Annotated in this window: 25 protein-coding genes, 1 pseudogene and 1 riboswitch; of the genes and pseudogenes, 17 read left to right on the top strand and 9 right to left on the bottom strand. The window is 71.3% G+C overall.

The window, feature by feature from the left end; all coding sequences use genetic code 11:
* The first annotated feature begins 23 nt into the window (after positions 1-23).
* Positions 24-776, top strand: a complete 753-nt coding sequence (locus TU30_RS09845; protein ID WP_107068419.1) for an amino acid ABC transporter ATP-binding protein — start codon at positions 24-26, stop codon at positions 774-776.
* Positions 777-897: 121 nt separating this feature from the next.
* Here TU30_RS09845 and TU30_RS09840 read toward each other — a convergent pair whose 3' ends face one another.
* Complete coding sequence (locus TU30_RS09840) at positions 898-1,686, bottom strand: trans-aconitate 2-methyltransferase (protein ID WP_042167349.1); 789 nt, start codon at positions 1,684-1,686, stop codon at positions 898-900.
* A 99-nt stretch (positions 1,687-1,785) separates the two neighbouring features.
* On the opposite strand from TU30_RS09840, the gene TU30_RS09835 reads away from it, so the two are divergent.
* Positions 1,786-2,415 (top strand): ABATE domain-containing protein, encoded by a 630-nt coding sequence (locus tag TU30_RS09835; RefSeq protein WP_042167347.1) that lies wholly within the window; start codon positions 1,786-1,788, stop codon positions 2,413-2,415.
* On the opposite strand, the gene sodX is transcribed toward TU30_RS09835, so the two are convergent.
* Complete coding sequence (sodX, locus tag TU30_RS09830) at positions 2,319-2,753, bottom strand: nickel-type superoxide dismutase maturation protease (RefSeq protein WP_042167345.1); 435 nt, start codon at positions 2,751-2,753, stop codon at positions 2,319-2,321. The two genes, TU30_RS09835 and sodX, sit on opposite strands and share 97 nt — an antisense overlap.
* Positions 2,754-2,898: 145 nt before the next feature.
* Here sodX and sodN point away from each other — a divergent pair, with 145 nt between their 5' ends.
* Entirely contained in the window at positions 2,899-3,294 is a 396-nt protein-coding gene (sodN, locus tag TU30_RS09825) for a superoxide dismutase, Ni (RefSeq protein WP_042167342.1), read from the top strand.
* A 272-nt stretch (positions 3,295-3,566) separates the two neighbouring features.
* Here sodN and TU30_RS09820 read toward each other — a convergent pair whose 3' ends face one another.
* Positions 3,567-4,151 carry a dihydrofolate reductase family protein gene (locus TU30_RS09820; protein ID WP_042167340.1) on the bottom strand — a complete coding sequence of 195 codons (585 nt, stop codon included), beginning with the start codon at positions 4,149-4,151 and terminating at the stop codon, positions 3,567-3,569.
* A 126-nt stretch (positions 4,152-4,277) separates the two neighbouring features.
* Between TU30_RS09820 and TU30_RS09815 the strand changes: the two genes are divergently transcribed.
* On the top strand, positions 4,278-4,889 hold the full coding sequence (locus TU30_RS09815) for a TetR/AcrR family transcriptional regulator (protein WP_042167338.1): 612 nt from the start codon (positions 4,278-4,280) through the stop codon (positions 4,887-4,889).
* A gap of 16 nt (positions 4,890-4,905) precedes the next feature.
* Here the strand turns inward: TU30_RS09815 and TU30_RS09810 are convergent, their stop codons facing one another.
* The 4 genes from TU30_RS09810 to TU30_RS09795 form a co-directional block, all read right to left on the bottom strand.
* Positions 4,906-5,556, bottom strand: a complete 651-nt coding sequence (locus TU30_RS09810) for a hypothetical protein (protein WP_063837630.1) — start codon at positions 5,554-5,556, stop codon at positions 4,906-4,908.
* Positions 5,557-5,710: 154 nt separating this feature from the next.
* Entirely contained in the window at positions 5,711-6,319 is a 609-nt protein-coding gene (locus TU30_RS09805; RefSeq protein ID WP_042167336.1) for an N-acetyltransferase, read from the bottom strand.
* A 222-nt stretch (positions 6,320-6,541) separates the two neighbouring features.
* Positions 6,542-7,579, bottom strand: a complete 1,038-nt coding sequence (locus TU30_RS09800) for a family 2 encapsulin nanocompartment cargo protein polyprenyl transferase (protein ID WP_042167334.1) — start codon at positions 7,577-7,579, stop codon at positions 6,542-6,544.
* Positions 7,580-7,740: 161 nt separating this feature from the next.
* Positions 7,741-9,147: a family 2B encapsulin nanocompartment shell protein gene (locus TU30_RS09795; RefSeq protein ID WP_042167332.1), complete on the bottom strand. Its 1,407-nt coding sequence runs from the start codon at positions 9,145-9,147 to the stop codon at positions 7,741-7,743.
* Between the two features lie 306 nt (positions 9,148-9,453).
* On the opposite strand from TU30_RS09795, the gene TU30_RS09790 reads away from it, so the two are divergent.
* The 4 genes from TU30_RS09790 (at position 9,454) to TU30_RS09775 (ending at position 13,186) form a co-directional block, all read left to right on the top strand.
* Positions 9,454-10,032, top strand: a complete 579-nt coding sequence (locus TU30_RS09790; RefSeq protein ID WP_042167329.1) for an N-acetylmuramoyl-L-alanine amidase — start codon at positions 9,454-9,456, stop codon at positions 10,030-10,032.
* A 366-nt stretch (positions 10,033-10,398) separates the two neighbouring features.
* Positions 10,399-11,304 carry a 1-aminocyclopropane-1-carboxylate deaminase/D-cysteine desulfhydrase gene (locus tag TU30_RS09785; RefSeq protein WP_042167730.1) on the top strand — a complete coding sequence of 302 codons (906 nt, stop codon included), beginning with the start codon at positions 10,399-10,401 and terminating at the stop codon, positions 11,302-11,304.
* Between the two features lie 299 nt (positions 11,305-11,603).
* Positions 11,604-12,017, top strand: coding sequence for an anti-sigma factor (locus TU30_RS09780; RefSeq protein WP_006136266.1), 414 nt, complete (start codon positions 11,604-11,606; stop codon positions 12,015-12,017).
* A gap of 17 nt (positions 12,018-12,034) precedes the next feature.
* Positions 12,035-13,186, top strand: a complete 1,152-nt coding sequence (locus TU30_RS09775; protein WP_078878205.1) for an RNA polymerase sigma factor SigF — start codon at positions 12,035-12,037, stop codon at positions 13,184-13,186.
* Between the two features lie 76 nt (positions 13,187-13,262).
* Here the strand turns inward: TU30_RS09775 and TU30_RS09770 are convergent, their stop codons facing one another.
* The gene (locus TU30_RS09770) at positions 13,263-13,706 is read right to left on the bottom strand and encodes a hypothetical protein (RefSeq protein ID WP_042167326.1); all 444 of its coding nucleotides are present in this window, start codon (positions 13,704-13,706) and stop codon (positions 13,263-13,265) included.
* A 196-nt stretch (positions 13,707-13,902) separates the two neighbouring features.
* On the opposite strand from TU30_RS09770, the gene TU30_RS09765 reads away from it, so the two are divergent.
* Positions 13,903-14,871 carry a diacylglycerol kinase family protein gene (locus TU30_RS09765; RefSeq protein ID WP_042167323.1) on the top strand — a complete coding sequence of 323 codons (969 nt, stop codon included), beginning with the start codon at positions 13,903-13,905 and terminating at the stop codon, positions 14,869-14,871.
* A gap of 319 nt (positions 14,872-15,190) precedes the next feature.
* Positions 15,191-15,448 carry a WhiB family transcriptional regulator gene (locus TU30_RS09760; RefSeq protein WP_030219886.1) on the top strand — a complete coding sequence of 86 codons (258 nt, stop codon included), beginning with the start codon at positions 15,191-15,193 and terminating at the stop codon, positions 15,446-15,448.
* Positions 15,449-15,670: 222 nt separating this feature from the next.
* Here the strand turns inward: TU30_RS09760 and TU30_RS09755 are convergent, their stop codons facing one another.
* Positions 15,671-17,146 (bottom strand): PAS domain-containing sensor histidine kinase, encoded by a 1,476-nt coding sequence (locus TU30_RS09755; RefSeq protein ID WP_042167724.1) that lies wholly within the window; start codon positions 17,144-17,146, stop codon positions 15,671-15,673.
* A 651-nt stretch (positions 17,147-17,797) separates the two neighbouring features.
* Here TU30_RS09755 and nagB point away from each other — a divergent pair.
* The 7 genes and pseudogenes from nagB to TU30_RS09725 all read left to right on the top strand — a co-directional run bounded on the left by nagB (position 17,798) and on the right by TU30_RS09725 (position 26,010).
* Positions 17,798-18,583, top strand: a complete 786-nt coding sequence (gene nagB / locus TU30_RS09750) for a glucosamine-6-phosphate deaminase (RefSeq protein WP_042167317.1) — start codon at positions 17,798-17,800, stop codon at positions 18,581-18,583.
* A gap of 207 nt (positions 18,584-18,790) precedes the next feature.
* Positions 18,791-19,555, top strand: a complete 765-nt coding sequence (locus TU30_RS09745; RefSeq protein WP_042167313.1) for a GntR family transcriptional regulator — start codon at positions 18,791-18,793, stop codon at positions 19,553-19,555.
* 131 nt (positions 19,556-19,686) lie between these two features.
* Positions 19,687-19,953 carry a DUF3311 domain-containing protein gene (locus tag TU30_RS09740; protein WP_078878204.1) on the top strand — a complete coding sequence of 89 codons (267 nt, stop codon included), beginning with the start codon at positions 19,687-19,689 and terminating at the stop codon, positions 19,951-19,953.
* Positions 19,950-21,587 carry a monocarboxylate uptake permease MctP gene (mctP, locus tag TU30_RS09735; RefSeq protein ID WP_042167308.1) on the top strand — a complete coding sequence of 546 codons (1,638 nt, stop codon included), beginning with the start codon at positions 19,950-19,952 and terminating at the stop codon, positions 21,585-21,587. Before TU30_RS09740 ends, mctP begins: the two co-directional genes overlap by 4 nt.
* A 94-nt stretch (positions 21,588-21,681) precedes the next feature.
* Positions 21,682-22,231, top strand: a pseudogene (locus TU30_RS37070) (GNAT family N-acetyltransferase); the annotation flags it as partial.
* A gap of 50 nt (positions 22,232-22,281) precedes the next feature.
* Positions 22,282-22,452: riboswitch (cobalamin riboswitch) on the top strand.
* Between the two features lie 124 nt (positions 22,453-22,576).
* Positions 22,577-24,982, top strand: coding sequence for a ribonucleoside-diphosphate reductase subunit alpha (locus tag TU30_RS09730; RefSeq protein ID WP_042167306.1), 2,406 nt, complete (start codon positions 22,577-22,579; stop codon positions 24,980-24,982).
* Positions 24,982-26,010, top strand: a complete 1,029-nt coding sequence (locus TU30_RS09725) for a ribonucleotide-diphosphate reductase subunit beta (protein ID WP_042167303.1) — start codon at positions 24,982-24,984, stop codon at positions 26,008-26,010. The genes TU30_RS09730 and TU30_RS09725 overlap by 1 nt, the downstream gene beginning before the upstream one ends.
* Positions 26,011-26,272 lie beyond the last annotated feature (262 nt).

Below are 26,272 nucleotides of genomic sequence, written 5' to 3'. Positions count from 1 at the left end.
CGGTGAAGAACCCCTCCGTCCCCATGGTCAAGGCGGAGGGCGTCCACAAGTCCTTCGGTCTCGTGGAGGTCCTCAAGGGCATCGACCTCGAGGTCAGGACGGGTGAGGTGTTCTGCCTCATCGGCCCCTCCGGCTCCGGCAAGTCCACCTTCCTGAGGTGTATCAACCACCTCGAGAAGATCAACGCCGGGCGTCTGTACGTCGACGGTGAGCTGGTCGGCTACCGCCAGAAGGGCGACAAGCTGTACGAGCTCAAGGACAGCGAGGTCGCGCTGAAGCGCCGGGACATCGGCATGGTCTTCCAGCGCTTCAACCTGTTCCCGCACATGACGGCGCTGGAGAACGTCATGGAGGCGCCGGTGCAGGTCAAGGGAGTGAGCAGGGCGCAGGCCAGGGAGCGCGCGGGGCAGCTGCTGGAGCGCGTGGGCCTGGCCGACAAGGCCGACGGCTACCCCTCGCAGCTCTCCGGCGGCCAGCAGCAGCGGGTGGCGATCGCGCGGGCGCTCGCCATGGACCCGAAGCTGATGCTGTTCGACGAGCCGACCTCGGCCCTCGACCCGGAGCTGGTCGGTGACGTCCTCGACGTCATGCGCGACCTGGCCGAGTCGGGCATGACGATGGTCGTCGTCACCCACGAGATGGGCTTCGCCCGTGAGGTGGGCGACAGCCTGGTCTTCATGGACGGCGGTGTGGTGGTCGAGTCCGGCCACCCGCGGGACGTGCTGACCGACCCGCAGCACGAGCGGACGAAGTCGTTCCTGTCCAAGGTGCTCTGACGGCCCACGGAGACACGCAGGGACAAAGGGGCGGTACGGATGGTCTCCGTACCGCCCCTCCGTCGTGCGCCTCGTGCGCCTCGTGCGCCTCGTGCGCCTCGTGCGCCTCGTGCGGCGAGCCCTACTTCACCGCGAGCAGCAGGGTGTCCGATGGCGAGCACCACACCGGGCGGGCCTCGGCGAAACCCTTTTCGCGCAGCACGCGCGCGTGCCACGCCGCGGACGGCATGTCGCCGTCGGCGTGCTCTCCGTAGATCTCGAAGCGGCGGGCGGTGGGCTCGGCCAGGACGGGGTCCTCGGCCGCGGCCTTCCACCATGCGGCCCAGTCGAGGGCACCGGCGCGCCTGGCCCGGTCCATGCGCGCGTGGCGCTGGGCGCGCTCGGCCGCGTTGATCCGGGGGGTCGTCTCGTCGATCATGTGGTCCGCGTTCATGAGGACACCGCCGTCGCGGACCAGCTCCGCGACCTGTCCGTAGAGGTCCGCGAGGGGTTCGCCGCGCAGCCAGTGGAGGGCGGTCGCGGTCAGTACGGCGTCGTAGGAGTCGTGGGGAAGCCGGGCGGGCCAGTCGGGGTCCTTGAGGTCGGCCGTGACGAAGGTGGCCCGCTCGTCGTCCGCGAAGGTGCCCCCGGCGATGGTGAGCAGCGCCGGGTCCAGGTCGACGCCGGTGCTGGTCGCGTCCGGGAACCGGGCGAGCAGCCGGGCGGTGATGGTCCCCGTGCCACAGGCGAGGTCCAGGACGCGCGGGGAGGTGCCGACGACGGCCTCCACCATGTCGAGCATGATCCGGAACCGCTCCTCGCGGTCGGGCATGTACCACTCCTGCTGGCGGTCCCAGCTCTCCTGCCAGGCCTGCCAGTCGCCTGTCGCCACGGCCCCGACCGTCGTCGCACTGGTGTTCACGTCCGTCATGCAGCCCTCCCTCATCCGCGAAACGTAATACCCTTTAAGTGCAATCACCTGTTACTTGACCGCAGGCATGACCATAGACCTCCCACGTAAGGACTGCAAGTGGAACTGGCCTATTACTCGGACTACGCCCTGCGTCTCGTCAACACCGAGGAGCCGGCCCGCGGCACGGACACCCTGACCTCGGTGGACGCCGTCCGTGACCTGTTCGGCGCCAACCAGTCCGCGGCGCGGCGCGCGACCGAGGCGGACGTGACCCGGTTCCGTTCCGTCCGGGCCCGGCTGCGCGCGGTCTTCGAGGCGGCGGACGCGGGCGACGAGACCCTCGGTGTCGACCTGCTGAACTCGCTGCTGCTGGAGTTCCCGGTGAGCCCGCAGATCTCCGGGCACGACCACCGTGACGACGACGGCCGCCCGCTGTGGCACATGCACCTGGCGGACCACCCGTCCAACCCGACCGCCGGCTACGCCGCCATCGCCGCGATGGGCCTGGCCTTCCACCTCACCGAGTACGGCGTGGACCGCCTCGGCCTGTGCGAGGCGCCGCCCTGCCGCAACGCCTACCTCGACACCTCGACCAACCGCTCCCGGCGCTACTGCTCGGACCGCTGCGCCACCCGCGCCAACGTGGCCGCCTACCGTGCCCGCAAGCGCCTGGAGGCCGAGCGGACGGAGAACACCGGCCGGGCCGCCGACAGCGCCCAGCCCAGCACGGCCAGCGGCGAGCGCTGAGCCGGTCTGCGCGGCCGGTAGCGCAGGCGGACCCGGCCGAGCACCAGTTCGTCGGGCACCACCCCGTAGTCGGTGCTGTCACCGCCGGCGTACCGGTTGTCCCCCAGGACCCACCAGCCGCCCTCGCGCCGCTCGGCGGCCCGCTTGACCACGAGCAGATCCTGCTGGAACGGGTGCCGCAGCACGACTACGCACCCCGGCCTGACCGGGGCTCCGTAGTGCACCAGGAGCCGGTCCCCGTGGTGCAGCGTGGGCACCATGGACGGCCCCGTCACCTCGGCCACCCCGAAGGGCAGCGGCGCTCCCGCCCGCTCGGCGTCCTGCGACAGCTCCGGCATCACCCGGCACCTCCCCGGTTCTTCCTCCACCAGTCCCAGTCTGACCCCGGACTTTTGTCCTAAGCCCCCGGGGGCACCCGAGAAAACCACTCCTCCACGGAGTAATGTCCCCTGTGAGAAGACGATCACGAGGAAGGATTGCTCCATGCTTTCCCGCCTGTTTGCCCCCAAGGTCAAGGTCAGCGCCCACTGCGACCTGCCCTGCGGCGTGTACGACCCGGCCCAGGCCCGCATCGAGGCAGAGTCGGTGAAGGCCGTCCAGGAGAAGATGGCCGGCAACGACGACGCCCACTTCCAGGCCCGCGCCACGGTCATCAAGGAGCAGCGCGCCGAGCTGGCGAAGCACCACGTCTCCGTCCTGTGGAGCGACTACTTCAAGCCCCCGCACTTCGAGAAGTACCCGGAGCTGCACCAGCTGGTCAACGACACCCTCAAGGCCCTGTCGGCCGCCAAGGGTTCGACCGACCCGGCCACCGGCCAGAAGGCGCTGGACCACATCGCCCAGATCGACAAGATTTTCTGGGAGACCAAGAAGGGCTGATCTTCGGTCACGCCGTTCGACCTGCGGTTTCCCTGGTCGCCCGGTGTCCCTGTCCGCACCCGGCCCGCAGGCCGCCACCCGGCGCCCCGACGGCCGGGTGCGGGCGTCTTCGGCGGCGGGCGGGGGCGGAAGCCGCCCGCGCGCCCGCCCGCCGACAGCCCGCGCCGTCATGACACGCGTACGGATCCTGCCGGTGCGCCTGGTGCCCGGTGGTCCGGTCGTGGCGACCTCGCTCCCTCCCGGGGAAAGCCCCGCACCGGCCCGGCGCCGGTTCAGCGCTCCCTGCTGTACGTGCGCACCAGCACCCCGTTCCTGAACGTACGCACCGACTCGAGGGCGAACTCCGTCACCGAGAAGCCCGCGCCGAACATCGGCATGCCGGCGCCCTGCACGATCGGGTACGTCTTGATGACCAGCTCGTCGATCTCACCGAGCAGTTCACCGGCGAGCGCGGAGCCCCCGCACAGGTAGATGCCGAGCTCGCCGTCCTCGGCCTTCAGCTCCCGGACCCGGCCCACCAGGTCGTCGCCGATGATCTCGACGTTCGGGTCGGGTGATTCCTTCAGCGTGCGCGAGGCGACGTACTCGCGCAGGTGGGCGTACGGGCTGGTGATGCCCTCCTTCAGGGCGATGTCATAGCTTGCGCGGCCCTGGATGACCGTGTCGAACCGCCGGTTCGGCAGGTCGTCGATGCCGAGCGGGCGACGGCCGTGGGTGGGGAGGGTCTCCGGGTGCTCCTCCTTGATGAAGGCCAAGAGCTCCTCGTCGACGAGGCGCATCATCGCCGACGCGTCGCCCTCCGGGTTCCCGATGAAGCCGTCGATGGAGCAGGCGATGAAGTAGGTGAGCTTTCGCAACGCGGTCTCTTTCCGTAGGCTGCCCCGTCCGTGAACCACTCCAGTTGTAGTACTTCACTTGTAGTGGTTTCAAGGGCTTTACGGACGCGGACCGGAGATCGAGACACGTGAGAAAGGGGATTCCGCATGGCCGCCAACCCTGAACGCCGCACGGCCCTGGTCGACGCCGGGGTCGAGGTGCTCGCCCGCGAAGGGGCCCGGGGTCTGACGTTCCGCGCGGTGGACGCGCAGGCCGGGGTGCCGGTGGGCACCGCCTCCAACTACTTCGGCGGCCGGGACGACCTGCTGCGCCAGATCGACTCCCGGCTGCACATACGGCTCGCGCCCGACCCGGCGGTCGTCGCCGAACTGCTGACCCGGCCGCGGGACCGCTCGCTCGTCGCCGCGTTCATGCACGACCTGATGGCGCGTGCGACCGGTGACCGCACGGGCTGGCTGGCCCTGCTGGAGATGCGGCTGGAGGCCACCCGGCGCCCCGGACTGCTCGCCTCCTACACCGCCTCGGTCCGTGGCGACCTCGTGGAGGGCATGGAGTTCCAGCGGGCCGCCGGGCTTCCGGGCGGCGACGAGACCGTGGCGGTCCTGTACCTGGCCATGCTCGGGCTGATCCTGGAGCACCTGACGCTGCCGGGCGTCCTGGACGGCGTACTGCCCGGGGTGGACGTGCCGGACGGGCTCGTGGAGCGGATCGTGGCGACGATCGTGCCGGAGAAGGCGGAGGAACGGGCTCAGGAGTAGCGGGCGGCGGGCGCCGTCATCGCGGGGTCCCGTACCGGAGCGCGGGCGGCCCGGCGGGTTCCCCGGCGAGCGGCCCGGCGGGCACGGCGGGCAGGGCCGCCCCGCTCCCGCGTTCGGCGCCCGCGGGCCACACGATCTCCACGGGGATGCCCCGGGCGCGGGCGTACGTCACCAAGTGGGCGGTGGCGTCCCTGCCGTTGGACGGTGTTCCGTCCCAGACCGCCAGGAGCAGGCCGCTGGCGGCGATCATCCGCTCGTCCGCGCCGACACAGGAGTCCCGGTGGTTCGGGTCGTACGGCAGGAGCCGCGCCTGCTCGGCGAGGTTCAGCAGTTCACCGGCGGCCATCCGGTCGTGCCGGGGCGGCATGGCGGGGACGCCGTCGCGCGTGGGGATGACCACGACCAGACGGCGGCCCGACGCACGCGCCGCCCGGCCGAACGCCAGCGGCATTCCCGCGCCGCAGCGCACCGTGGCCGGCCGCCCCCGCTCCACGGGCCCCTCCAGCCGGCCCAGTTGCTCCAGCCGCTCCCGGAACGCGGCCTCGACCAGCGCGAGCGTGTCCGCGGTCAGATCGGCATGCCCGACCGCCGCGATCTCCCCGTCCCCCGCCCCGCCGTCCGCTCCCGGACCACCTGCCGTCCTGTGGTCACGCGCCGCTGTGCTCATACCGCCCCTGACAGTCCTCACCGACCGGTCCCTGCGAGGCCGGTGAAGCGGGGCCGCAGGCCGGCAGCCAGGGCCGAACGTCCCTGCCGGGGCGGAAAACCGGCCCGACCGGGTCCGGTCGGGCCCGGCCGGACGTGCGCGGGGCGCAGACCGGTCACGGGGTGCGGGGCTCGCGCCACATCGGCCACAGGTGAGGGCCGTCCGGGAGCGGCAGGGGCTCGCCGACCGGGGCGAAGCCGAGACGTTCGTACAGCAGGCGGCTGCGGACGCTGCTCGCCTCCAGATAGGCCGGCCGCCCCTCGCGGTCGCAGCGGTCGAGGACCGAACCGATGAGCGCGGTGCCGAGCCCCTCGCCCTGCCGGCCGGGCGCCACGCCGATCATCCACAGGTACTCGTGGGCCCGCCCGGTGGGATGGACGCCCGCCGTCAGGCGGCCGATCAGCTCCACCCGCTCGTTCTCCGGGTCGACGGCCTGGCGTACCTGTGCGGGACCCTCGTCGTCCGCCGGGTTCCCGTCGCCGTGCTGGTCGGCCGGCATCGACATCCACAGCGCGCACGCCGAGCCGTCCTCCGTGACATCGACGCGTCCCTCGGCAAGCACGATGTCGGTGAAGGCTCCCATCAGCCTGTGGTGCGTCGTACGGCGGTACTCCACGCCCGGGAAGACCCAGCCACTCACCGGGTCGTCCTGGAACGCCTCGTCCAGGAGTCGGACCAGCAGCTCCCGGTCCCCGCCCCCAGCCGTCCGGATCGCCACACCCATGTCCGCCCCCTCGTCTCAACCCTCGCCTCCCGTACGGGGGTTGACCCTATCGGGACGGCGATGCCCGACGGGAGGGCACGGACGGGCGCGCGGCGGGGACGGCGGGCCCCGCACACCATGGGGAAGTGCGGGGCCCGCCGGGCCGGAACCACGGTGCCGTACGGGTGGGTTCCGTACGGCACCGGTGCCCCGGTGTCCCGAGCCGCTCCTGAGCAGTCCTGCCTATGTGGTGCGCCGTGTCACGAACTCGGCGAGGGCCAGCAGTCCGCCCGCCGCCTCCGGGTCCGGCACCGCGCGGGCCAGTTCCTGCACCACCCGGGCCATGCGGTCGGCAGCCTGGGTCTGCGCCCAGTCGCGGCCGCCCGCCCGTTCCACGGCCAGGGCGATGCGCTCCAGGTCCTCCTCGGCGTGCGGGGCCGCGTACAGCGCGGCGAGTTCGAAGGCCTCCGGGGTGCCGGAGGTGAGCGCGGCGACCACGGGCAGGGACTTCTTGCGGGCGGCCAGATCCGCACCGACCGGCTTGCCGGTACGCCGCGGGTCCCCCCATATGCCGATCACGTCGTCGATCAGCTGGAAGGCCAGCCCCGCCTCACGGCCGAACGCGTCCAGTGCCGCCACATCCGCCGCCCCGGCATCCGTGTACAGCGCACCGAGCGCACAGGCGCAGCCGAGCAGCGCGCCCGTTTTCGCCTCGGCCATGGACAGCGTCTCGTCGAGGGTGACCTCACCGGGAGCGCGTCCTTCCATGGCCGTGTCCACCTGCTGCCCCGCGCACAGTTCCACGACGCAGTCCGCGAGCCGGGCCACCGCGGCCGGGGCCGACGGGTGCGGATCCTCCGCGAGCAGCCGCAGGGCGAGGGCGTGCAGGGCGTCCCCGGCGAGGATCGCGTCGGCGTCGCCGAACACGGTCCATGCGGTGGGCCGGTGGCGCCGGGTGGCGTCCCGGTCCATCACGTCGTCGTGCAGCAACGTGAAGTTGTGGACCAGTTCCACCGCGGCGGCCGCCCGGACGGCCACCGCCCGGGCCGCGGGACCGCCGAGGGCGGAGGCCGCGGCGAGCACCAGCGCGGGGCGGATCGCCTTGCCCGAACCGCCGGCGGCCGGGGTGCCGTCCGCGTGCTCCCATCCGAAGTGGTAGCGGGCGATCCGGCGCAGCGGGCCGGGCAGCGAGCCGACGGCGGCCCGCAGCACCGGGTCGACCTCGGCCCGCGCCCGCTCGAGCAGAATCGCCGCCTCGTGGCCCTCGACGGGAGGGCGCACCTCGTCCGCCTCCGTCCCGGGTTCGGTCGTGGACCCGCCTCCGGACCCGTCCCGGAGGAGGAGCGGAGGTGGCGCTTCCGCCGGTGTCGCGCGTGCGCCCCCAGGATGTACCCGCCCGGGTGGGCGAGGACACGGCGGGCGGGCCGAGAGGTCCCGGAAGGTCACCGCCAGCGGCCGATCTCGACGTTCTCCAGGACGCCGAGCGCGTCCGGCACCAGGACCGCGGCCGAGTAGTAGGCCGTGACGAGATACTTGATGATGGCCTGTTCGTTGACGCCCATGAACCGCACCGACAGGCTCGGCTCGATCTCGTCGGGGATGCCGGAGGCCCGCAGGCCGATGACGCCCTGGTCCTCCTCACCGGTACGCAGGGCGATGATGGAGGTCGTGCGTTCCTCGGTCACCGGGATCTTGTTGCACGGGAAGATGGGGACGCCGCGCCAGGTGGGAATGCGGTTGCCGGCCATGTCGACGGTCTCCGGCACCAGCCCGCGCTTGTTGAGCTCGCGGCCGATGGCCGAGATCGCGCGCGGATGGGCGAGGAGCAGCTTGGTGCCGCGCCGCCTGCTGAGCAGTTCGTCCAGGTCGTCGGGGGTGGGTACGCCGTCGTGCGGCTGGATCCGCTGGTCGTACTCGCAGTTGTGCAGCAGGCCGAAGCCGCGGTTGTTGACGAGTTCGTGCTCCTGGCGCTCCTTCAACGCCTCCACGGTCAGCCGGATCTGCTGCTCCGTCTGGTTCATGGGCTGGTTGTAGAGGTCGGCCACGCGGGAGTGGATGCGCAGCACGGTCTGGGCGACGCTCAGTTCGTACTCGCGCGGCTTGGCCTCGTAGTCGACGAAGGTGTGCGGGATGTCGGGTTCGCCGCTGTGGTCGGCCGCGAGGTCGATCTCCTGCTCGCCGTACTTGTTGGTGCGCCTGCTGGGGGCCGAGCGCTGCTCTCGGAGGTGTTCGCCCAGTGTCCCGGCCCGCTCCGCGACCTGCCGGACGGCGTCACGCGGCAGCACGAGCACGGTGCAGGCGGTCAGGGTGCGGGTGGTGTACTCCCAGATGGCGTCGTCGTCCAGCAGCGCCTGGTCGCCGAAGTAGGCGCCGTCGGCCAGGACTCCGAGGGACTCGTCGTCGCCGTAGGGGCCGGTGCCGACCTTCTCGACCCTGCCGTGTGCCAGCAGGAACACCTCGTCGGCCGGGCTGCCGAACGAGGCGATCACCTGGCCTGCCTCGATCTCCCGCTGCCGGCAGCGGGAGGCCAGCTCCGAGAGCACCTCCTCGTCCTCGTACGACCGCAGGGCCGGCAGCTCGCCCAGCTCGGTCGGGATGACCTCGACGCGGTCACCGGTCTTCACGAACGTCACGCGTCCGTCGCCGACGGCGTACGTCAGCCGCCGGTTCACCCGGTACGTACCGCCCTGCACGTCCACCCAGGGCAGCATGCGCAGCAGCCAGCGCGAGCTGATCTCCTGCATCTGCGGTACGGACTTGGTGGTGGTGGCCAGGTTCCGCGCCGCGGCCGTGCCGAGACTCTGCTGCTGCCGGGTCTGCTCGGTGCGGACCTCTTCGCCTACCGACATAAGGAATTGCCCTCCCAGTTGTGACCGGCGCCCATCCGTGCCGGACGTCGGTCTCCGCGGCACACCTTTCCTCACGGAACGTGTCCTCGGTATTACCCGAATGAGCGGGAATGGATCTTCACCTGTGTGGGCATCCATAGGGGTTCCGTTCGGCAGCGGCCCTGTGGCCGGACCTTGTCCGGATCGGCTCGTACAGGGTCCGAACAACCGGTTGCGCTCGCTCCGTTCAGGTACAACCACCGGTACGAGGCGGCCGCGACCGGCGGCCGTCGCGCTGTGAGAAGGGGGGCGGCCATGGCCCCACCCATGTCCGCGAGCGCGTTCCTGAGCTCTCTGAAGGCGGAGGGCCTCACGGTCGTCGAGGTCGGCGACTGGCGCGACCACAACCGCAACCACAAGGGCCCGTGGGGGCCGGTGCACGGCGTGATGATCCATCACACGGTCACCCGGGGCAGCGCCCGGACCGTGGAGCTGTGCCGCAGGGGCTACTCGGGCCTGCCGGGACCGCTGTGCCACGGCGTCATCACCAAGGACGGCAGGGTCCACCTCGTCGGCTACGGCCGCGCCAACCACGCCGGCCTGGGTGACGACGACGTCCTGCGCGCGGTGATCGCGGAGAGGCGGCTGCCCGCGGACAACGAGCGGAACACCGACGGCAACCGGTACTTCTACGGCTTCGAGTGCGAGAACCTGGGCGACGGGAAGGACCTCTGGCCCGCGGCGCAGCTGGAAGCCGTCGAGAGGGCCGCCGCCGCCGTCTGCCGCCGCCACGGCTGGAACGAGCGGTCGGTGATCGGGCATCTGGAGTGGCAGCCCGGAAAGGTGGACCCGCGCGGGTTCACGATGGCATCGATGCGGGAGCGGATCCGCGGCCGGCTCAAGTGACGCACGCGGGCACACCCGGCGCGAGGGAGCGGGCCGGGACCGGTCCGGCGGCAATCCGCCGGAAGCTGCCGCCCGGCCCTCCTGTCCGGCGCCGACGGCGCGGGCACCGCACCGGCGCCGGTCCCGAGCAGCAGTTCGGGCTGACGGCGCACGTCGGCCACGTGTTCGTTCGAGGCCCGGTCGGCAAGGGCGGAATCCAGCCATGCTCACTCCGCCCGCCCGGTGCCCGAGCCGCCCGTCGCCCGGCCTCCCCGGCCGGGCGACAATGGTCCGGTGACCAGCCCGGAGACCCCCGCCCCGACGCCAGGTGCCCGTCGCCGCCCCGAGCCCGCCGCCTCCGCCGCCGTGGCCTCCGCAACCTTCGCCATCCCCGCCGGCCCCGGAGGTCTCGCGAGTCTGCACCCCCGGCTGCCCTCGCCGGTGCAGGACGTCGTGGACGAGCGGTTCGAGCGGCGCGGCGTCCGGCTGCTACTGAAGCGGGACGATCTGATCCACCCGGAGCTGATCGGAAACAAATGGCGCAAACTCGCGCCGAATCTGTCGGCGGTGAGCGGACGGACGGTGCTCACCTTCGGCGGCGCCTACTCCAACCACCTGCGGGCCACCGCCGCCGCCGGACGGCTGCTCGGGCTGCCCACGGTCGGCGTGGTGCGCGGCCAGGAGCTCGCCGACCGCCCCCTCAACGCCTCGCTGGCCCGGTGCGCGGCCGACGGCATGCGGCTGCACTTCGTCGACCGGGCGGCCTACCGCCGCAAAACCACGCCGGAGACGCTCGCCGCCGTACTGCGTGACGCGGACGCCGAGGACGCGTACGTCGTCCCCGAGGGCGGCAGCAACGCCGCCGCCGTGCGCGGCTGCCGTGCGCTCGGAGAGGAACTGGCGGGGCGTGCGGACGTGGTCGCGGTGGCGTGCGGCACCGGCGGGACGCTCGCCGGACTGGCCGCCGGACTCGGCTCCGGCGAGCGCGCCCTGGGCGTTCCGGTACTCAAGGGCGGCTTCCTGACCTCCGGGATACAGGAGCTGCAGGCCGAGGCGTTCGGTGGTCCGCGCGGCGTCTGGAGCCTGGACGACCGCTTCCACTTCGGCGGCTACGCCCGTACGACGCCGGAACTCCACGCGTTCGCCGCGGACTTCGAGCACCGTCACGGCGTACCCGTCGAACGCGTCTATGTCGCCAAGTTGCTTTACGCCCTTGTTTCCCTGGCGGAGGAGAACGCGTTCCCGCGCGGAAGCACGGTCGCGGCCGTGCTCACCGGGCGCCCCTTCCCGTGAGCAGGGGCGCGTGGGCAAGGGCGTCCCGGTGCCTTCCGACGCGACCCGAGAGGACTCCGGTACCGGACGGTTCGACCGCCTGACGTCTGGGTACGTCAATGCGGCGCGCGCTCTTCCCATTCGGACCCGCAGACCCCTGGCGACGGAACGTATCCACAGGTTTACTATGAGTAACGGCACGGGGCCGGGGTCCCCGGGACAGGACCATCCGTAGCGCGGTAGCGTCACCGCTGAACCACATATCGCGTTGTCCGGGGGCGACCCCGATCCTGAACGCTTGTACCACCTTGGAGGTGAGGGTGTCCCAGATCGCAGGCGAGCCCGCGACCCAGGACTTCGTGGAAGTCCGGCTGCCGGCCGCGGGGGCCTACCTGTCGGTGCTGCGTACGGCCACGGCCGGCCTCGCGGCCCGTTTGGACTTCACCCTCGACGAGATCGAGGACCTGCGCATCGCGGTCGACGAGGCCTGCGCGATCCTGCTTCAGCAGGCCGTGCCGGGTTCGGTGCTCAGTTGCGTCTTCCGCCTCGTCGACGACTCGCTCGAGGTCACCGTCTCGGCGCCCACCACGGACGGTCACGCGCCTTCGCGTGACACCTTCGCGTGGACCGTGCTGTCCGCTCTCGCGGGCAAGGTCTCCTCCGCCGTGGACGAGGACAGAACCGTTTCGATCAGCCTCTACAAACAGCGCGGCGCGGGACCCGGGCCGGCGTGAGGAGCGAGGACGGGCCGGTGCGGGACGAAGAACGCGGCACACGCGAACTGCCGGCCGAGCGGATGCCGGGCGGCATCGACGGCATCGACGCCATCCCGGAACAGGCACGGCCGCATCCGGAGGACGACTCCGCGGTGGCCGGCGCTCCGGACGGCGGGCGGCAGCACGACGCCGCCGCCCGGAGCATGCCCGAGGCCGGTCGGCCCGCCGTCTCCCCCGGCCGCGAGGGAGACGGTGTGCATGCGAAGCCGGTGGCGGGGGACGAGGCGAGCGCTCGGGGAAGGGCGACGGGCGGGACGATGAACGAGCACGAGCGACACGCCGAGAGCGAGGTGCCGCGGACTCCGGGCGCGGAGGGCGTCCGGCGGGCACCGGACACCCCCGGGACGCACGGCTCCGGCGCACAGCGTCACCCGCAGGACCGCAGCGGGGCGCGTGCCCTGTTCCTCGAGCTGCGCACGCTGCCGGACGGCAGTCCGGAGTACGCGGAACTGCGCAACCGGCTGGTCCGCATGCACCTGCCTCTGGTCGAGCACCTCGCGCGCCGTTTCCGCAACCGCGGGGAACCGCTGGACGACCTGACACAGGTCGCCACCATCGGCCTGATCAAGTCGGTCGACCGCTTCGACCCGGACCGTGGCGTGGAGTTCTCGACGTACGCGACCCCGACGGTCGTCGGCGAGATCAAGCGGCACTTCCGGGACAAGGGCTGGGCGGTACGCGTGCCGCGCAGGCTGCAGGAGCTGCGGCTGGCGCTGACGACGGCCACGGCCGAGCTCTCCCAGCAGCACGGCCGCTCCCCCACCGTCCACGAGCTCGCCGAGAAGCTGGCGATCTCGGAGGAGGAGGTCCTGGAGGGGCTGGAGTCCGCCAACGCCTACTCCACGCTGTCCCTGGACGTTCCCGACACCGACGACGAGTCCCCGGCGGTCGCGGACACCCTGGGCGCGGAGGACGAGGCGCTGGAGGGCGTGGAGTACCGCGAGTCGCTGAAGCCGCTGCTCGAGGACCTGCCTCCGCGCGAGAAGCGGATTCTGCTGCTGCGCTTCTTCGGCAACATGACCCAGTCGCAGATCGCCCAGGAGGTCGGCATCTCGCAGATGCACGTCTCCCGGCTGCTAGCCCGCACGCTGGCCCAGCTGCGGGAGAAGCTGCTCGTGGAGGAGTGAGGCCCGGGAGGCGGCCCGGAGGGGGGAAACGCGCCCGGGCGGTGAACCGCGGCCCCGGGCCGGGGAACACGCGACGTTACTTCCCGGTGTTCCCGGGGCCCCGGATGCCGAGGGCCCGGGTCGTCTCGGGGTTCAGCAGCAGCACCAGGACCGTGACGGCGACCACCGCGAGCGCGATTCCCGCCGGGATGGCCATACTGTCGGACTGCAGCAGGTTGTAGGCCACCGGCAGGGCCAGGAGCTGGGTGATGACGGCCGGGCCCCGGCTCCAGCCGCGGCGGCCGAGCAGCCCGCGCGCGGCGAGCAACGGCAACAGGGCGAGGACCGCGATCGTCACTCCGCCGGTGACGGCCTGCTGCCGGTCGTCCGGCTCGCCCGTGAGACCGAGGACCAGCATCCAGACCCCGCCGACCAGCAGGGCCAGTCCTTCCAGGGCGGCGAGCCCCGCGGCGTACGTCAGGCGGCGCGGGCGGGGCCCGGCGGCGTCCGGGGCGGTGGTGGGGGTCTGCTCGCTGCTCACCCCTGAAGGGTAGCCCTCGCCCCGCGCGCCCCGTGCGGAGGTTCACGCCCCCTCCCGCGCCCGTGCCGCTCCTGACTCCGTCCCGGCTCCGCCCCTGGTCACACCCCTGGCCCCACCCTTGGCCCCATCCTTGGCCCCGCTCACGGCCCCGCCTCGGCCTGGGCCTTGGTACCACCCAGTAGGTACCCTGCATCGCATGCGTGCACTTCTCGTGGTCAATCCGGCGGCAACCACCACGAGTGCGCGCACGCGCGATGTGCTGATCCACGCCCTCGCCAGCGAGATGAAGCTGGAGGCGGTCACCACCGAGTACCGCGGCCACGCGCGCGACCTGGGCCGGCAGGCGGCGGAGAGCGACGACATCGACCTGGTGGTGGCCCTCGGCGGCGACGGCACGGTCAACGAGGTCGTCAACGGCCTGCTGCACGCCGGCCCCGACCCGGAGCACCTGCCCGGCTTCGCCGTGGTCCCCGGCGGCTCCACCAACGTCTTCGCCCGCGCCCTGGATCTGCCCAACCACCCCGTGGAGGCCACCGGCGCCCTCCTGGACGCGCTGCGCGAGGGCCGCGAACGCACCGTCGGCCTGGGCCTGACGTCGGGCACACCGGGGACGGAGGACGAGGGCGTGCCGCCCCGTTGGTTCACCTTCAACGCGGGGCTGGGCTTCGACGCCGGTGTGGTCGGCCGGGTGGAGCAGCACCGGGAGCGCGGCAGGAAGTCCACTCACGCGCTGTACATGCGTCAGGTCGTGCGTCAGCTGATCGGTGAGCCCCATCGCCACAGCGGCGTGATAACGCTCGAGCAGCCGGGTGAGGAACCGGTCACCGATCTGGTGCTCTCCATAGTTTCGAACGCTTCCCCGTGGACGTTTCTCGGCAATCGCCCGATCTACGCGTCACCTAAGGCCTCGTTCGATACCGGGCTCGACATCTTCGGTCTGAAACGGCTGTCCACCCTCGCCGTTGCCCGGTATGGCACCCAGTTGCTCACTTCGTCCCCCGAGCGCGGACCCCTGGGCAGGCATGTGGTCGCGGGGCACGATCTGACCCAGTTCACCTTGCATTCGAAGGTGCCACTGCCCCTCCAGATGGACGGTGACCACCTCGGACTGCGAACCAGCGTGACGTTCACAGGCGTTCGCCGTGCACTGCGTGTGATTGTGTGAGCGGAAAACGCTAAAGTCCTTTCACTCGAACGTTTAGGCCAGGATCCACCCCACGGAAGTACGGCTGTGACCTAGTCGACACCGATGAATCAAAAAAAACTTTCCGGTAGGGGTTGTATCCGCCGCCGAGGTTTGCGAGTCTCTACATGGCGATCGGGACGGCCCGCAACACCGGCCTCCACAGATCACCGGAACCCCTCTTCACACCCAAGGACCACGCCAGGAGACCTGGCGTTCGGCCCTTCCCTTGTTGAGGGATTCGTGAAAGCGTTCACATTCACAAGCCACATGTAGTTCATACCAAGGAGAGGTAGCAGCCATGGACTGGCGTCACAACGCCGTTTGCCGCGAGGAAGACCCCGAGCTCTTCTTCCCCATCGGCAACACCGGTCCTGCGCTGCTGCAGATCGAGGAAGCCAAGGCCGTCTGCCGTCGCTGCCCGGTGATCGAGAGCTGCCTTCAGTGGGCACTCGAGTCCGGTCAGGACTCCGGCGTCTGGGGTGGTCTCAGCGAGGACGAGCGCCGTGCGATGAAGCGCCGCGCCGCCCGCAACCGGGCCCGTCAGGCCTCCGCCTGACAACCCACCCCTGCTGACAGCCTGAGCTTGGCGGCGCGTACAGCGCGTACGCATCTCCCGCCCCCGAGCCGCAGCACGCAGTTCCCCGGTGCTCCCCCGAGTTCTCGGCTCACTTCGAGCCGGAGGGGAACCCATCAGTCAAGCAAGAGCCCCGGACGGTCGGCCGTCCGGGGCTCTTGGCCGCTCGCCTGCATCGGGTACGTCGCTCGTCGCCGCTCGCCGTCACTTGTCCACGGCCACCGGCACGTCCAGGATCACCCGTGTCCCCCCGCCCGGGGCCGGGACCATGTCGAAGGTGCCGCCCAGCTCACCCTCGACCAGGGTCCGTACGATGTGCAGCCCCAGGTTGCCGCCGGTGTGCGGGTCGAAGTCCTCGGGCAGGCCGACGCCGTCGTCCTGGACGGTGACCAGCAGGCGGGCCTCCTTGGTGGTGCCGCCGCGGACCGCCGCCACCTCGACCGTGCCCGTGTCGCCCTCGCGGAAGCCGTGCTCCAGGGCGTTCTGCAGAACCTCCGTCAGCACCATGGACAGCGGGGTGGCGACCTCCGCGTCGAGTATGCCGAAGCGGCCGGTGCGCCGGCCGGTGACCTTGCCCGGTGAGATCTCGGCGACCATCGCCAGGACGCGGTCGGCGATCTCGTCGAACTCCACCCGCTCGTCCAGGTTCTGGGAGAGCGTCTCGTGCACGATCGCGATGGAACCGACCCGGCGCACCGCCTCCTCCAGCGCCGCGCGGCCCCGCTCGGAGCCGATCCGCCGGGCCTGGAGGCGCAGCAGTGCCGCCACCGTCTGGAGGTTGTTCTTCACCCGGTGGTGGATCTCCCGGATGGTCGCGTCCTTGGTGATCAACTCCCTTTCACGGCGGCGAAGTTCGGTGACGTCCCGGAGCAGGACCAGCGAACCGATGCGGGTCCCCTTCGGCTTGAGCGGGATCGCCCGGAACTGGATCACCCCGCCGGGCGCCTCGATCTCGAACTCGCGCGGTGCCCAGCCGCTGGCCACCTTGGCCAGCGCCTCGTCCACCGGCCCGCGGGAAGGTGCCAGTTCGGCGGTGGTGCGGCCGAGGTGGTGGCCGACCAGGTCGGACGCCAGGCCCATCCGGTGGTAGGCGGACAGGGCGTTCGGGGAGGCGTACTGGACGAGTCCCTCGGCGTCGAGCCGGATCAGCCCGTCGCCCACCCGGGGCAGCGCGTCCATGTCGAGCTGCTGGTTCGCGAACGGGAAGGAACCGGCCGCGATCATCTGCGCGAGGTCGGAGGCGCTCTGGAGGTAGGTGAGCTCCAGCCGGCTGGGGGTACGCACCGTGAGCAGGTTGGTGTTGCGCGCGATGACCCCGAGGACTCGGCCCTCCCGCCGTACGGGAATGGACTCGACGCGGACCGGGACCTCCTCGCGCCACTCCGGGTCGCCCTCGCGCACGATCCGCCCCTCGTCCAGGGCCGCGTCCAGCATGGGGCGCCGGCCGCGCGGGACGAGATGACCGACCATGTCGTCCTGGTACGAGGTCGGGCCGGTGTTGGGGCGCATCTGGGCGACGGACACGTAGCGGGTGCCGTCACGGGTGGGGACCCACAGGACCAGGTCGGCGAAGGAGAGGTCGGAGAGCAGCTGCCACTCCGAGACCAGCAGATGAAGCCACTCGAGATCGGAGTCGTCGAGAGCGGTGTGCTGGTGTACGAGTTCGTTCATGGAGGGCACGTCAGCGAGCGTACCCGGCACGTCACACCTCCCCGGGAGACACCCGCGGGCCGCGGCGCCTGGGAGGGACCCTCAGCCCTCCCGGCACCGCAGCCCGGAGCGACATCGGCCGCGGGGTGTGCGGCCCCGTTCGGCCGAGGGACGAGGATCCGGGGCAGTCAGGGCAGAGAGCTCCGGGTCCTCGTTCCGCCTTCCTGTGCGGGGAAGGCAGGCTTGCGTGCGCTGCACTGTTACGCAGTGTGGACTAGACCACTACCCGTGTCCATGTGTCGGAGGCTGTTCGTTGTTGTCTTTTTCCGTGATCACGCGATCACGTGCTCACGCGACCACCGGGACAACGATCGATCGGGACAACGGTCAAGCGGACATCCGGGCGTCCACCAGGCACCCTATCCCGCAGGGGTACGCCCCGGGAACGGAATTCCACGCTCATTTCGGCCGGCGGGCCGCGACCGTTCCGCCCTGGGATGCTGAGGGGAGGCCGGCGGCGGATGCCCGCCGAAAGCGCCGCCACCCTCCGCTCCCTGACCCGGCCGCCTGGGAGCGGGGCCCCCGCTCTGTTAGATTGAGATTGGTCTAAACCACATGGCCGCCCCGCGCCCCTCCGGGGCCGGACCCAGTCGAGTCCCCTCCCAGATCGGCAGGCTCAGCGTGGAAGTTGTCATCGTTCCGGACGCCAAGGCCGGCGGCGCACTCATCGCCGGGGCCATGGCGGATCTCCTGCGGCGCACCTCCGACGCCCTGCTCGGCGTGGCCACCGGATCGACGCCCCTGCCCGTCTACGAGGCGCTGGCGGCCCAGGTGTGCTCCGGCGCCGTGGACACCTCCCGGGCGAGGATCGCCCAGCTCGACGAGTACGTGGGGCTGCCCGCCGATCACCCCGAGTCCTACCGGTCGGTGCTCCGGCGCGAGGTCCTGGAGCCGCTCGGCATCGGCATGGACGCCTTCATGGGGCCCGACGGGACGGCCGAAGACGTACAAGCCGCGTGCGCGGCGTACGACAGGGCGCTGGCCGAGGCCGGCGGCGTCGACCTGCAGCTGCTCGGCATCGGGACGGACGGGCACATCGGGTTCAACGAGCCGTGCTCCTCGCTCGCCTCGCGCACCCGGATCAAGACGCTGACCGAGCAGACCCGGGTGGACAACGCGCGCTTCTTCGACGACGACATCGACCAGGTCCCGCACCACGTGATCACCCAGGGCATCGGTACCATCCTGGAGGCCCGCCACCTGGTCCTGCTCGCCACCGGCGAGGGCAAGGCGGGCGCGGTCGCCGCGACCGTCGAGGGCCCGGTGGCCGCGGTGTGCCCGGCGTCCGCGCTGCAGCTGCACCCGCACGTCACGGTCGTCGTCGACGAGGCCGCCGCGACCGGACTCAAGCTCGCGGACTACTTCCGGCACACCTACGCCAACAAGCCGGACTGGCAGGGGATCTGACCGAAGCCCTCTGGACGCCGCGCGCCGCGGCTCCCGGACCGCGCGCCCCCGGGCGGCCGCGGTGGACTAGACCAACCCCGGGCCCGGCGGTATACAGAGGAGTTCACGGAGCGTACGGGAAACATTCCCGGCCGCGGCCGTGCCACGATGTGAGCCGGGGCCGATGGCATGTCGGTCGTTCGGCACTCGGAGCCGGGAAGGCAGAGCATGAGCACCGACGTCAGCAGTACGGAGAACGAGGCTGGGACTACGGTCCGTACGGCGCGCGTGCCCAAGTACTACCGGTTGAAGAAGCATCTGCTCGACATGACGGAAACGGCCCCTCCCGGTACGCCGGTCCCGCCCGAGCGCACCCTGGCGGCGGAGTTCGACACCTCGCGCACCACCGTGCGCCAGGCGCTCCAGGAGCTGGTGGTCGAGGGGCGCCTGGAGCGCATCCAGGGCAAGGGCACCTTCGTCGCCAAGCCCAAGGTCTCGCAGGCGCTGCAACTCACCTCGTACACCGAGGACATGCGCGCGCAAGGCCTGGAGCCCACCTCACAGCTGCTGGACGTCGGCTACATCACCGCCGACGACGGGCTCGCCTCGCTGCTCGACATCGCCCCCGGCGGGCGGGTGCTGCGCATCGAGCGGCTGCGCATGGCGAACGGCGAGCCGATGGCCATCGAGACCACCCATCTCAGCGCGAAGCGCTTCCCGGCCCTGCGCCGCAGCCTGGTCAAGTACACGTCCCTGTACACCGCCCTCGCCGAGGTGTACGACGTCCGTCTGGCGGAGGCCGAGGAGACCATCGAGACCTCCCTGGCCACCCCGCGCGAGGCCGGCCTGCTCGGCACCGATGTGGGGCTGCCGATGCTGATGCTCTCCCGGCACTCGCTGGGCCGGGGCGGACAGCCGGTGGAGTGGGTGCGTTCGGTGTACCGGGGGGACCGGTACAAGTTCGTGGCCCGGCTGAAGCGCCCGCAGGACTGAGCCGTCGAGTCGGCCTTCCGTGGAGTTTGAGTACGCAATCCCCACGGGGGGTTCCGCCCCGGTCCCGCGCTGACCTAGATTTCCTGCGCATTACGCAGCGCAGGCGATCAGCGAAGGGACGGAGTCGTTCGATGTCGCAAGCCCCAGGTTCCGGCAGAGATCCGGTGGTGACGCCCGCGCGCGTCGTCATCGGCGTCTGCCTTGCAGCACCGTTCGTGGCCATGCTGTGGGTCGGTTCGTACGCGAGAACCGACCCCGCCTTCATCGGTATCCCGTTCTTCTACTGGTACCAGATGCTGTGGGTGCTGATCTCCACCGCGCTGACGGTGATCGCCTACAAGCTGTGGCAGCGTGACCAGCGTGCCCGCGCGGCGGCGAAGGGCGGTGCGCGGCGATGAACGACGGCGTGAACGGCGTGGCACTCGCCGTCTTCATCTTCTTCTTCGTCCTCGTCACGGCGATGGGGTTCCTGGCCGCCCGCTGGCGCAGGGCCGCCAACGAGCACAGCCTCGACGAATGGGGCCTGGGCGGACGGTCGTTCGGCACCTGGGTCACCTGGTTCCTGCTGGGCGGCGACCTGTACACCGCGTACACCTTCGTGGCCGTACCGGCGGCGATCTACGCGGCGGGCGCGGCGGGCTTCTTCGCCGTGCCGTACACCATCCTCGTCTACCCGCTGATCTTCACCTTCCTGCCCCGGCTGTGGTCGGTGTCGCACAAGCACGGCTATGTGACGACCTCCGACTTCGTGCGCGGCCGGTTCGGTTCGAAGGGGCTGTCGCTGGCGGTGGCGCTCACCGGCATCCTGGCGACCATGCCGTACATCGCGCTCCAGCTGGTCGGCATCCAGGCCGTACTGGACGTGATGGGCGTCGGCGGCGGCGAGGACACCAACTGGTTCGTCAAGGACCTGCCGCTGCTGATCGCCTTCGGTGTGCTGGCGGCGTACACGTACTCGTCGGGCCTGCGGGCCCCGGCCCTGATCGCGTTCGTGAAGGACACGCTGATCTACCTCGTGATCGCGGTGGCGATCATCTACATCCCGATCAAGCTGGGCGGCTTCGCCGACATCTTCGCCAGGGCGAGCGATGCGTACGGCGAGACCAACCCGGCCACCGGCGCGCCGCGCGGTTCGCTGGTGCCGGCCGAGGCGGGCCAGTGGACCTACGCCACGCTGGCGTTGGGCTCGGCGCTCGCGCTGTTCATGTACCCGCACTCGATCACCGCGACGCTGTCCTCGCGCAGCCGTGAGGTGATCCGCCGCAACACCACGATCCTGCCGCTGTACTCGCTGATGCTGGGCCTGCTGGCGCTGCTCGGCTTCATGGCGATCGCGGCCGGGGTCGACGTCAGCAACGGGCAGCTGGCGATCCCGCAGTTGTTCGAGAACATGTTCCCGGCCTGGTTCGCCGGCGTGGCCTTCGCGGCCATCGGCATCGGGGCCCTGGTGCCGGCGGCGATCATGTCGATCGCGGCCGCGAACCTGTTCACCCGCAACATCTACAAGGACTTCATCAAACCGGACGCTACGCCGGCGCAGGAGACCAAGGTCTCCAAGGTGGTCTCGCTCCTGGTGAAGGTGGGGGCACTGGCCTTCGTCCTCACCATGGACAAGACGGTCGCCATCAACTTCCAGCTCCTTGGCGGCATCTGGATCCTGCAGACCTTCCCCGCGCTGGTGGGCGGCCTGTTCACCCGCTGGTTCCACCGCTGGGCGCTGCTCGCGGGCTGGGCGGTCGGCATGGTCTACGGCACGGTCGCGGCGTACGGGGTGGCCTCGCCGACGCAGAAGCACTTCGGCGGTTCGTCGCAGGAGATCCCGGGCATCGGCGAGATCGGCTACATCGGCCTCACCGCCTTCGTGATCAACGCTCTGGTCACGGTCGCCCTGACCTTCGCCCTGAGGGCGGTCAAGGCTCCCGAGGGCATCGACGAGACCCGGCCGCAGGACTACACGGCGGACGCGGGCGACCCGGGGGTCAGCACCGAGCTGCCGCTGGACACGGCCGAAGCAGCCGACGGGAAGCGCTGACAGGGACCGGCACGCTGCGCGGGCACGACCACGGCAACGGGCCGCCGGAGAAATCCGGCGGCCCGTTGCCGTGTCCGCGGGGCACACGCGGCCCTTGGACCTCGTCACCCGGCCGGTGGAGCCGTACGGGTTCGAGGAGCTCGGTGAGATCACCGCGCAGGCCTGTCCGCGCGACGGGCTGCTCGACTCCGGGGGAGCGACGCGTACCCCGGCGAGCTCAGGGACGTCGCCCAGCGGGCCGCGGCCGCCGAGGTGCTGGTCGCCGTGGCGGACCCCGGGGCGCGTCCCGGGGCGGCGGAGGCGCGCGGCGCCGGGAGCGTGCCGGGCGAGGTGGCGTTCGTACCGGGCGACAGGCCGATGGCCGACGTGGCCGGGCCCGGCGAGGCGGAGATCCGGATGCTCGCGGTCGCCCGCACAGCCCGGCGCCGGGGTGCCGGGGCGCCGGGGAGGCCCTCGTTCGCGCCTGTGCCGACCGGGCGCGGGCCACCGAGGGATGCGTACGCATCGTGCTGTCGACCCGGCGGTCGATGCGTGCGGCCCACCGCGGCTGCGGGCGTCTCGGCTTCGTCCGCTCTCCCGGACGGGACTGGAACCCGGTTCCGCACCTGGCCGACATCACGCCGCCCGCCTGTGGACTGACGCTCCGACACCACCTCGCCCCGGCATCGCCGCACCCCCTACGACACAAGATATGGGGCTGCCGACAGCACTCGGCACAAGATGTATGCTCATGCTCGCTGTCGCCGCAGGGGAATCCGGTGCGAATCCGGAACTGTCCCGCAACGGTGTACTTGTGCGTTTTCACGTTTCCCGCGTGCCCGCACGGGCTTGAGTCCGAGGACCTGCCGACAGTGCACCCGGCCGTCCGGTCCGGGTGCCAGACGTCCGGGCCTCGCGGAATGGGCCGGTGGACGCGCGGCGCGTGCGCGTGCCCGTGTGCTGCCCCCTGCCCTTGCCGAGGCCCCGTGCCGAGCGAGGGAGAGCCCCACGTGACCATCGCGCCAGCCGATCCTGCTTCAGCGGCCGATACGAGCGACGGCCCCGGTGCCGCGCTGCTGCAAACCCTGACCGGGCTGACCGCAGACCTCCAGGACGCCGACCCCGGCCGGGTCGCCGCCGCCGCGCTGCGCGGCCGGTCCGCGCACGCGGACGAGGCCGAGCTGCGCGAGCTGGCCACCGAGGCGGCGGCCGGGCTCATCTCCGAGGATCCCGTCTACTCCCGGCTCGCCGCCCGGCTGCTGACCCTCGGCATCCGCGCCGAGGCCGCCTCGCAGGGAGTCACGTCGTTCACGTCCTCGATCGCGGCCGGGCACCGCGAGGGTCTCGTCGCGGACCGGACCGCCGCGTTCGTCCAGGGGCACGCGGACCGGCTCGACGCGCTGATCGACCCGCGGGCCGACGACCGCTTCGGCTACTTCGGGCTGCGCACCCTGCACAGCCGCTATCTGCTGCGGCATCCGGTGACCCGCAAGGTCGTCGAGACACCGCAGTACTTCCTGCTGCGGGTCGCCGCGGGCCTCGCGAAGGACGCCGGCAACGCGGACGTCCGGCCGGTGGACGAAGTCGCCGCGCTGTACCGCCTGATGAGCCGCCTGGAGTACCTTCCCTCCTCCCCCACCCTGTTCAACTCCGGTACCCGGCACCCCCAGATGTCGTCCTGCTACCTCCTCGACTCCCCGAAGGACGAGCTGGACTCCCTCTACGACCGCTACCACCAGGTGGCCCGCCTCTCCAAGCACGCCGGCGGCATCGGCCTGTCCTACTCCCGCGTCCGCTCCCGGGGTTCGCTGATCCGCGGCACCAACGGGCACTCCAACGGCATCGTCCCGTTCCTGAAGACCCTGGACGCCTCGGTCGCCGCCGTGAACCAGGGCGGCCGGCGCAAGGGCGCGGCGGCGGTCTACCTGGAGACCTGGCACTCGGACGTCGAGGAGTTCCTGGAACTGCGCGACAACACCGGTGAGGACGCCCGCCGTACGCACAACCTGAACCTCGCACACTGGGTGCCGGACGAGTTCATGCGCCGGGTGAACGCCGACGCGCCCTGGTCGCTGTTCTCCCCGTCCGACGTCCCGGACCTGGTCGACCTGTGGGGCGAGGAGTTCGACGCGGCCTACCGGGCCGCCGAGGACGCGGCCCTGGCACGCAGGACGATCCCCGCGCGGGAGCTGTACGGACGCATGATGCGGACCCTCGCCCAGACCGGCAACGGCTGGATGACGTTCAAGGACGCCGCCAACCGCACCGCCAACCAGACCGCCGAGCCCGGCCACGTCGTCCACTCGTCCAACCTGTGCACGGAGATCCTGGAGGTCACCGGCGACGGGGAGACCGCGGTCTGCAACCTGGGCTCGGTCAACCTCGGCGCGCTCGTCGACCGGGATGCCGGTGACCTGGACTGGGTGCGGCTGGACGAGACCGTGCGTACGGCCGTCACCTTCCTCGACCGGGTCGTGGACATCAACTTCTACCCGACCGAGCAGGCGGGCCGCTCCAACGCGCGCTGGCGCCCGGTGGGGCTGGGCGTGATGGGCCTCCAGGACGTCTTCTTCGCCCTGCGCCTGCCCTTCGGCTCGCCCCGGGCCCGGCGGCTCTCCGCCCGGATCGCGGAGCGGATCATGCTCGCCGCGTACGAGACCTCCGCCGACCTGGCCGAACGCGACGGTGTGCTGCCTGCCTGGGAGCACACACGGACCGCCCGGGGCGTGCTGCACCCCGACCACTACGACACCGCACTCGCCTGGCCCGAGCGGTGGTCGGCGCTGCGCGGGCGCATCGCGTCGGTCGGCCTGCGCAACGCCCTGCTGCTGGCGATCGCGCCGACGGCCACCATCGCGTCCATCGCCGGGGTGTACGAGTGCATCGAGCCGCAGGTGTCCAATCTGTTCAAGCGCGAGACGCTGTCCGGCGAGTTCCTCCAGGTCAACTCGTATCTGGTGAACGATCTGAAGCGGCTGGGCGTGTGGGACGCGCGGACCCGCGAGGCGCTGCGCGAGGCCGGCGGCTCGGTCCAGGGGGTCGCCCGGATCCCCGAGGAGGTGCGCGAGCTGTACCGGACCGCGTGGGAGATCCCGCAGCGCGGTCTGATCGACATGGCCGCCGACCGCACTCCGTTCCTGGACCAGTCGCAGTCACTGAACCTGTTCATGGAGACGCCGACCATCGGCAAGCTCTCCTCGATGTACGCCTACGCCTGGAAGCGGGGCCTGAAGACCACGTACTACCTGCGCTCGCGCCCGGCGACCCGCATCGCCCGCGCGGCCCAGGCGCAGACCACCGCCGCCACCGCACCCGTTCCCACCCCTGCACCCGTCCCCGCCCGGCAGCCGGCCGCCGGCCCCGAGACCGTCGCCTGCTCCCTTGAGAACCCCGAGTCCTGCGAGGCCTGCCAGTAATGACCAGCACCACGGACACCCCCCGGACCCAGAACCTCCTCGACCCGGGTTTCGAGCTCACCCTGCGGCCCATGCGCTACCCCGACTTCTACGAGCGCTACCGGGACGCGATCAAGAACACCTGGACCGTGGAGGAGGTCGACCTCCACTCGGACGTCGCCGACCTCGCGAGACTGAGCCCCGCGGAACAGCATCTGATCGGCCGCCTGGTGGCGTTCTTCGCCACCGGCGACTCGATCGTGGCCAACAACCTCGTGCTCACCCTCTACAGGCACATCAACTCCCCGGAGGCGCGGCTGTACCTGTCGCGGCAGCTCTTCGAGGAGGCGGTGCACGTCCAGTTCTACCTGACGCTGCTGGACACCTACCTGCCCGACCCTCAGGACCGGACGGCCGCGTTCGCGGCGGTGGAGAACATTCCGTCCATCCGGGAGAAGGCCGAGTTCTGCTTCCGGTGGATGGACTCCGTGGAGAAGCTGGACCGGCTGGAGACGCGGGCCGACCGCCGCCGCTTCCTGCTCAACCTGATCTGCTTCGCCGCGTGCATCGAGGGCCTGTTCTTCTACGGGGCGTTCGCCTACGTGTACTGGTTCCGCGGCCGGGGCCTGCTGCACGGTCTGGCGACCGGCACCAACTGGGTGTTCCGGGACGAGACGATGCACATGTCCTTCGCCTTCGACGTGGTCGACACCGTCCGCAAGGAGGAGCCGGACCTGTTCGACGACGAGCTCCGGCAGCAGGTGACGGACATGCTGCGCGAAGCGGTCGAGGCGGAGCTGCAGTTCGGGCAGGACCTGTGCGGTGACGGACTGCCGGGCATGAACACCGGGTCGATGCGGCAGTACCTGGAGTGCGTGGCCGATCAGCGGCTGACCCGCCTGGGCTTCGCACCGGTGTACGGCTCGGACAATCCGTTCGCGTTCATGGAGCTTCAGGGGGTCCAGGAACTGACGAACTTCTTCGAGCGGCGTCCGTCCGCGTACCAGGTCGCCGTGGAGGGCACGGTCGACCTGGACGAGGACTTCTAGGGTCTGCCGCGGAAGTGGCGTCGTCGCCCGGAGGGCGGCCGCGCGGCGTCACGGAGGTCGGGCCCCCTGCTCGAGCGAAGCCGGGAGCTCGGGGAGCCTGTTCCGGGCGTGCCGCCCGGAAGCCCTCGTACCGGGCGCACCCGGGCTTTCGGGCGGTGCGGCGGGAGGAGGGGAGCACGTGCCGGGCGCCGCGCGGCAGGCATCCCCCTCCGCCACAGGCCCCGGCCCGTCGGGCCCGGTTACCGCCCCGTCTCATGCCGCG

It is taken from the genome of Streptomyces sp. NBRC 110035, from assembly GCF_000829695.1.
In the GTDB taxonomy this organism is placed as follows: Bacteria; Actinomycetota; Actinomycetes; order Streptomycetales; family Streptomycetaceae; genus Streptomyces.
Note: the sequence above shows the minus strand (reverse complement) of the source record. Positions and strands in the feature narration are given on the sequence as shown.

Bases quoted from the DNA above. Each gene is read 5' to 3' on its own strand.
- TU30_RS09845 (WP_107068419.1), top strand. From the start codon at position 24: ATGGTCAAGGCGGAGGGCGTCCACAAGTCCTTCGGTCTCGTGGAGGTC.
- TU30_RS09840 (WP_042167349.1), bottom strand. From the start codon at position 1,686: ATGACGGACGTGAACACCAGTGCGACGACGGTCGGGGCCGTGGCGACA.
- sodX (WP_042167345.1), bottom strand. From the start codon at position 2,753: ATGCCGGAGCTGTCGCAGGACGCCGAGCGGGCGGGAGCGCCGCTGCCC.
- sodN (WP_042167342.1), top strand. From the start codon at position 2,899: ATGCTTTCCCGCCTGTTTGCCCCCAAGGTCAAGGTCAGCGCCCACTGC.
- TU30_RS09815 (WP_042167338.1), top strand. From the start codon at position 4,278: ATGGCCGCCAACCCTGAACGCCGCACGGCCCTGGTCGACGCCGGGGTC.
- TU30_RS09810 (WP_063837630.1), bottom strand. From the start codon at position 5,556: ATGAGCACAGCGGCGCGTGACCACAGGACGGCAGGTGGTCCGGGAGCG.
- TU30_RS09805 (WP_042167336.1), bottom strand. From the start codon at position 6,319: ATGGGTGTGGCGATCCGGACGGCTGGGGGCGGGGACCGGGAGCTGCTG.
- TU30_RS09795 (WP_042167332.1), bottom strand. From the start codon at position 9,147: ATGTCGGTAGGCGAAGAGGTCCGCACCGAGCAGACCCGGCAGCAGCAG.
- TU30_RS09790 (WP_042167329.1), top strand. From the start codon at position 9,454: ATGTCCGCGAGCGCGTTCCTGAGCTCTCTGAAGGCGGAGGGCCTCACG.
- TU30_RS09765 (WP_042167323.1), top strand. From the start codon at position 13,903: ATGCGTGCACTTCTCGTGGTCAATCCGGCGGCAACCACCACGAGTGCG.
- TU30_RS09760 (WP_030219886.1), top strand. From the start codon at position 15,191: ATGGACTGGCGTCACAACGCCGTTTGCCGCGAGGAAGACCCCGAGCTC.
- TU30_RS09745 (WP_042167313.1), top strand. From the start codon at position 18,791: ATGAGCACCGACGTCAGCAGTACGGAGAACGAGGCTGGGACTACGGTC.
- TU30_RS09740 (WP_078878204.1), top strand. From the start codon at position 19,687: ATGTCGCAAGCCCCAGGTTCCGGCAGAGATCCGGTGGTGACGCCCGCG.
- mctP (WP_042167308.1), top strand. From the start codon at position 19,950: ATGAACGACGGCGTGAACGGCGTGGCACTCGCCGTCTTCATCTTCTTC.
- TU30_RS09725 (WP_042167303.1), top strand. From the start codon at position 24,982: ATGACCAGCACCACGGACACCCCCCGGACCCAGAACCTCCTCGACCCG.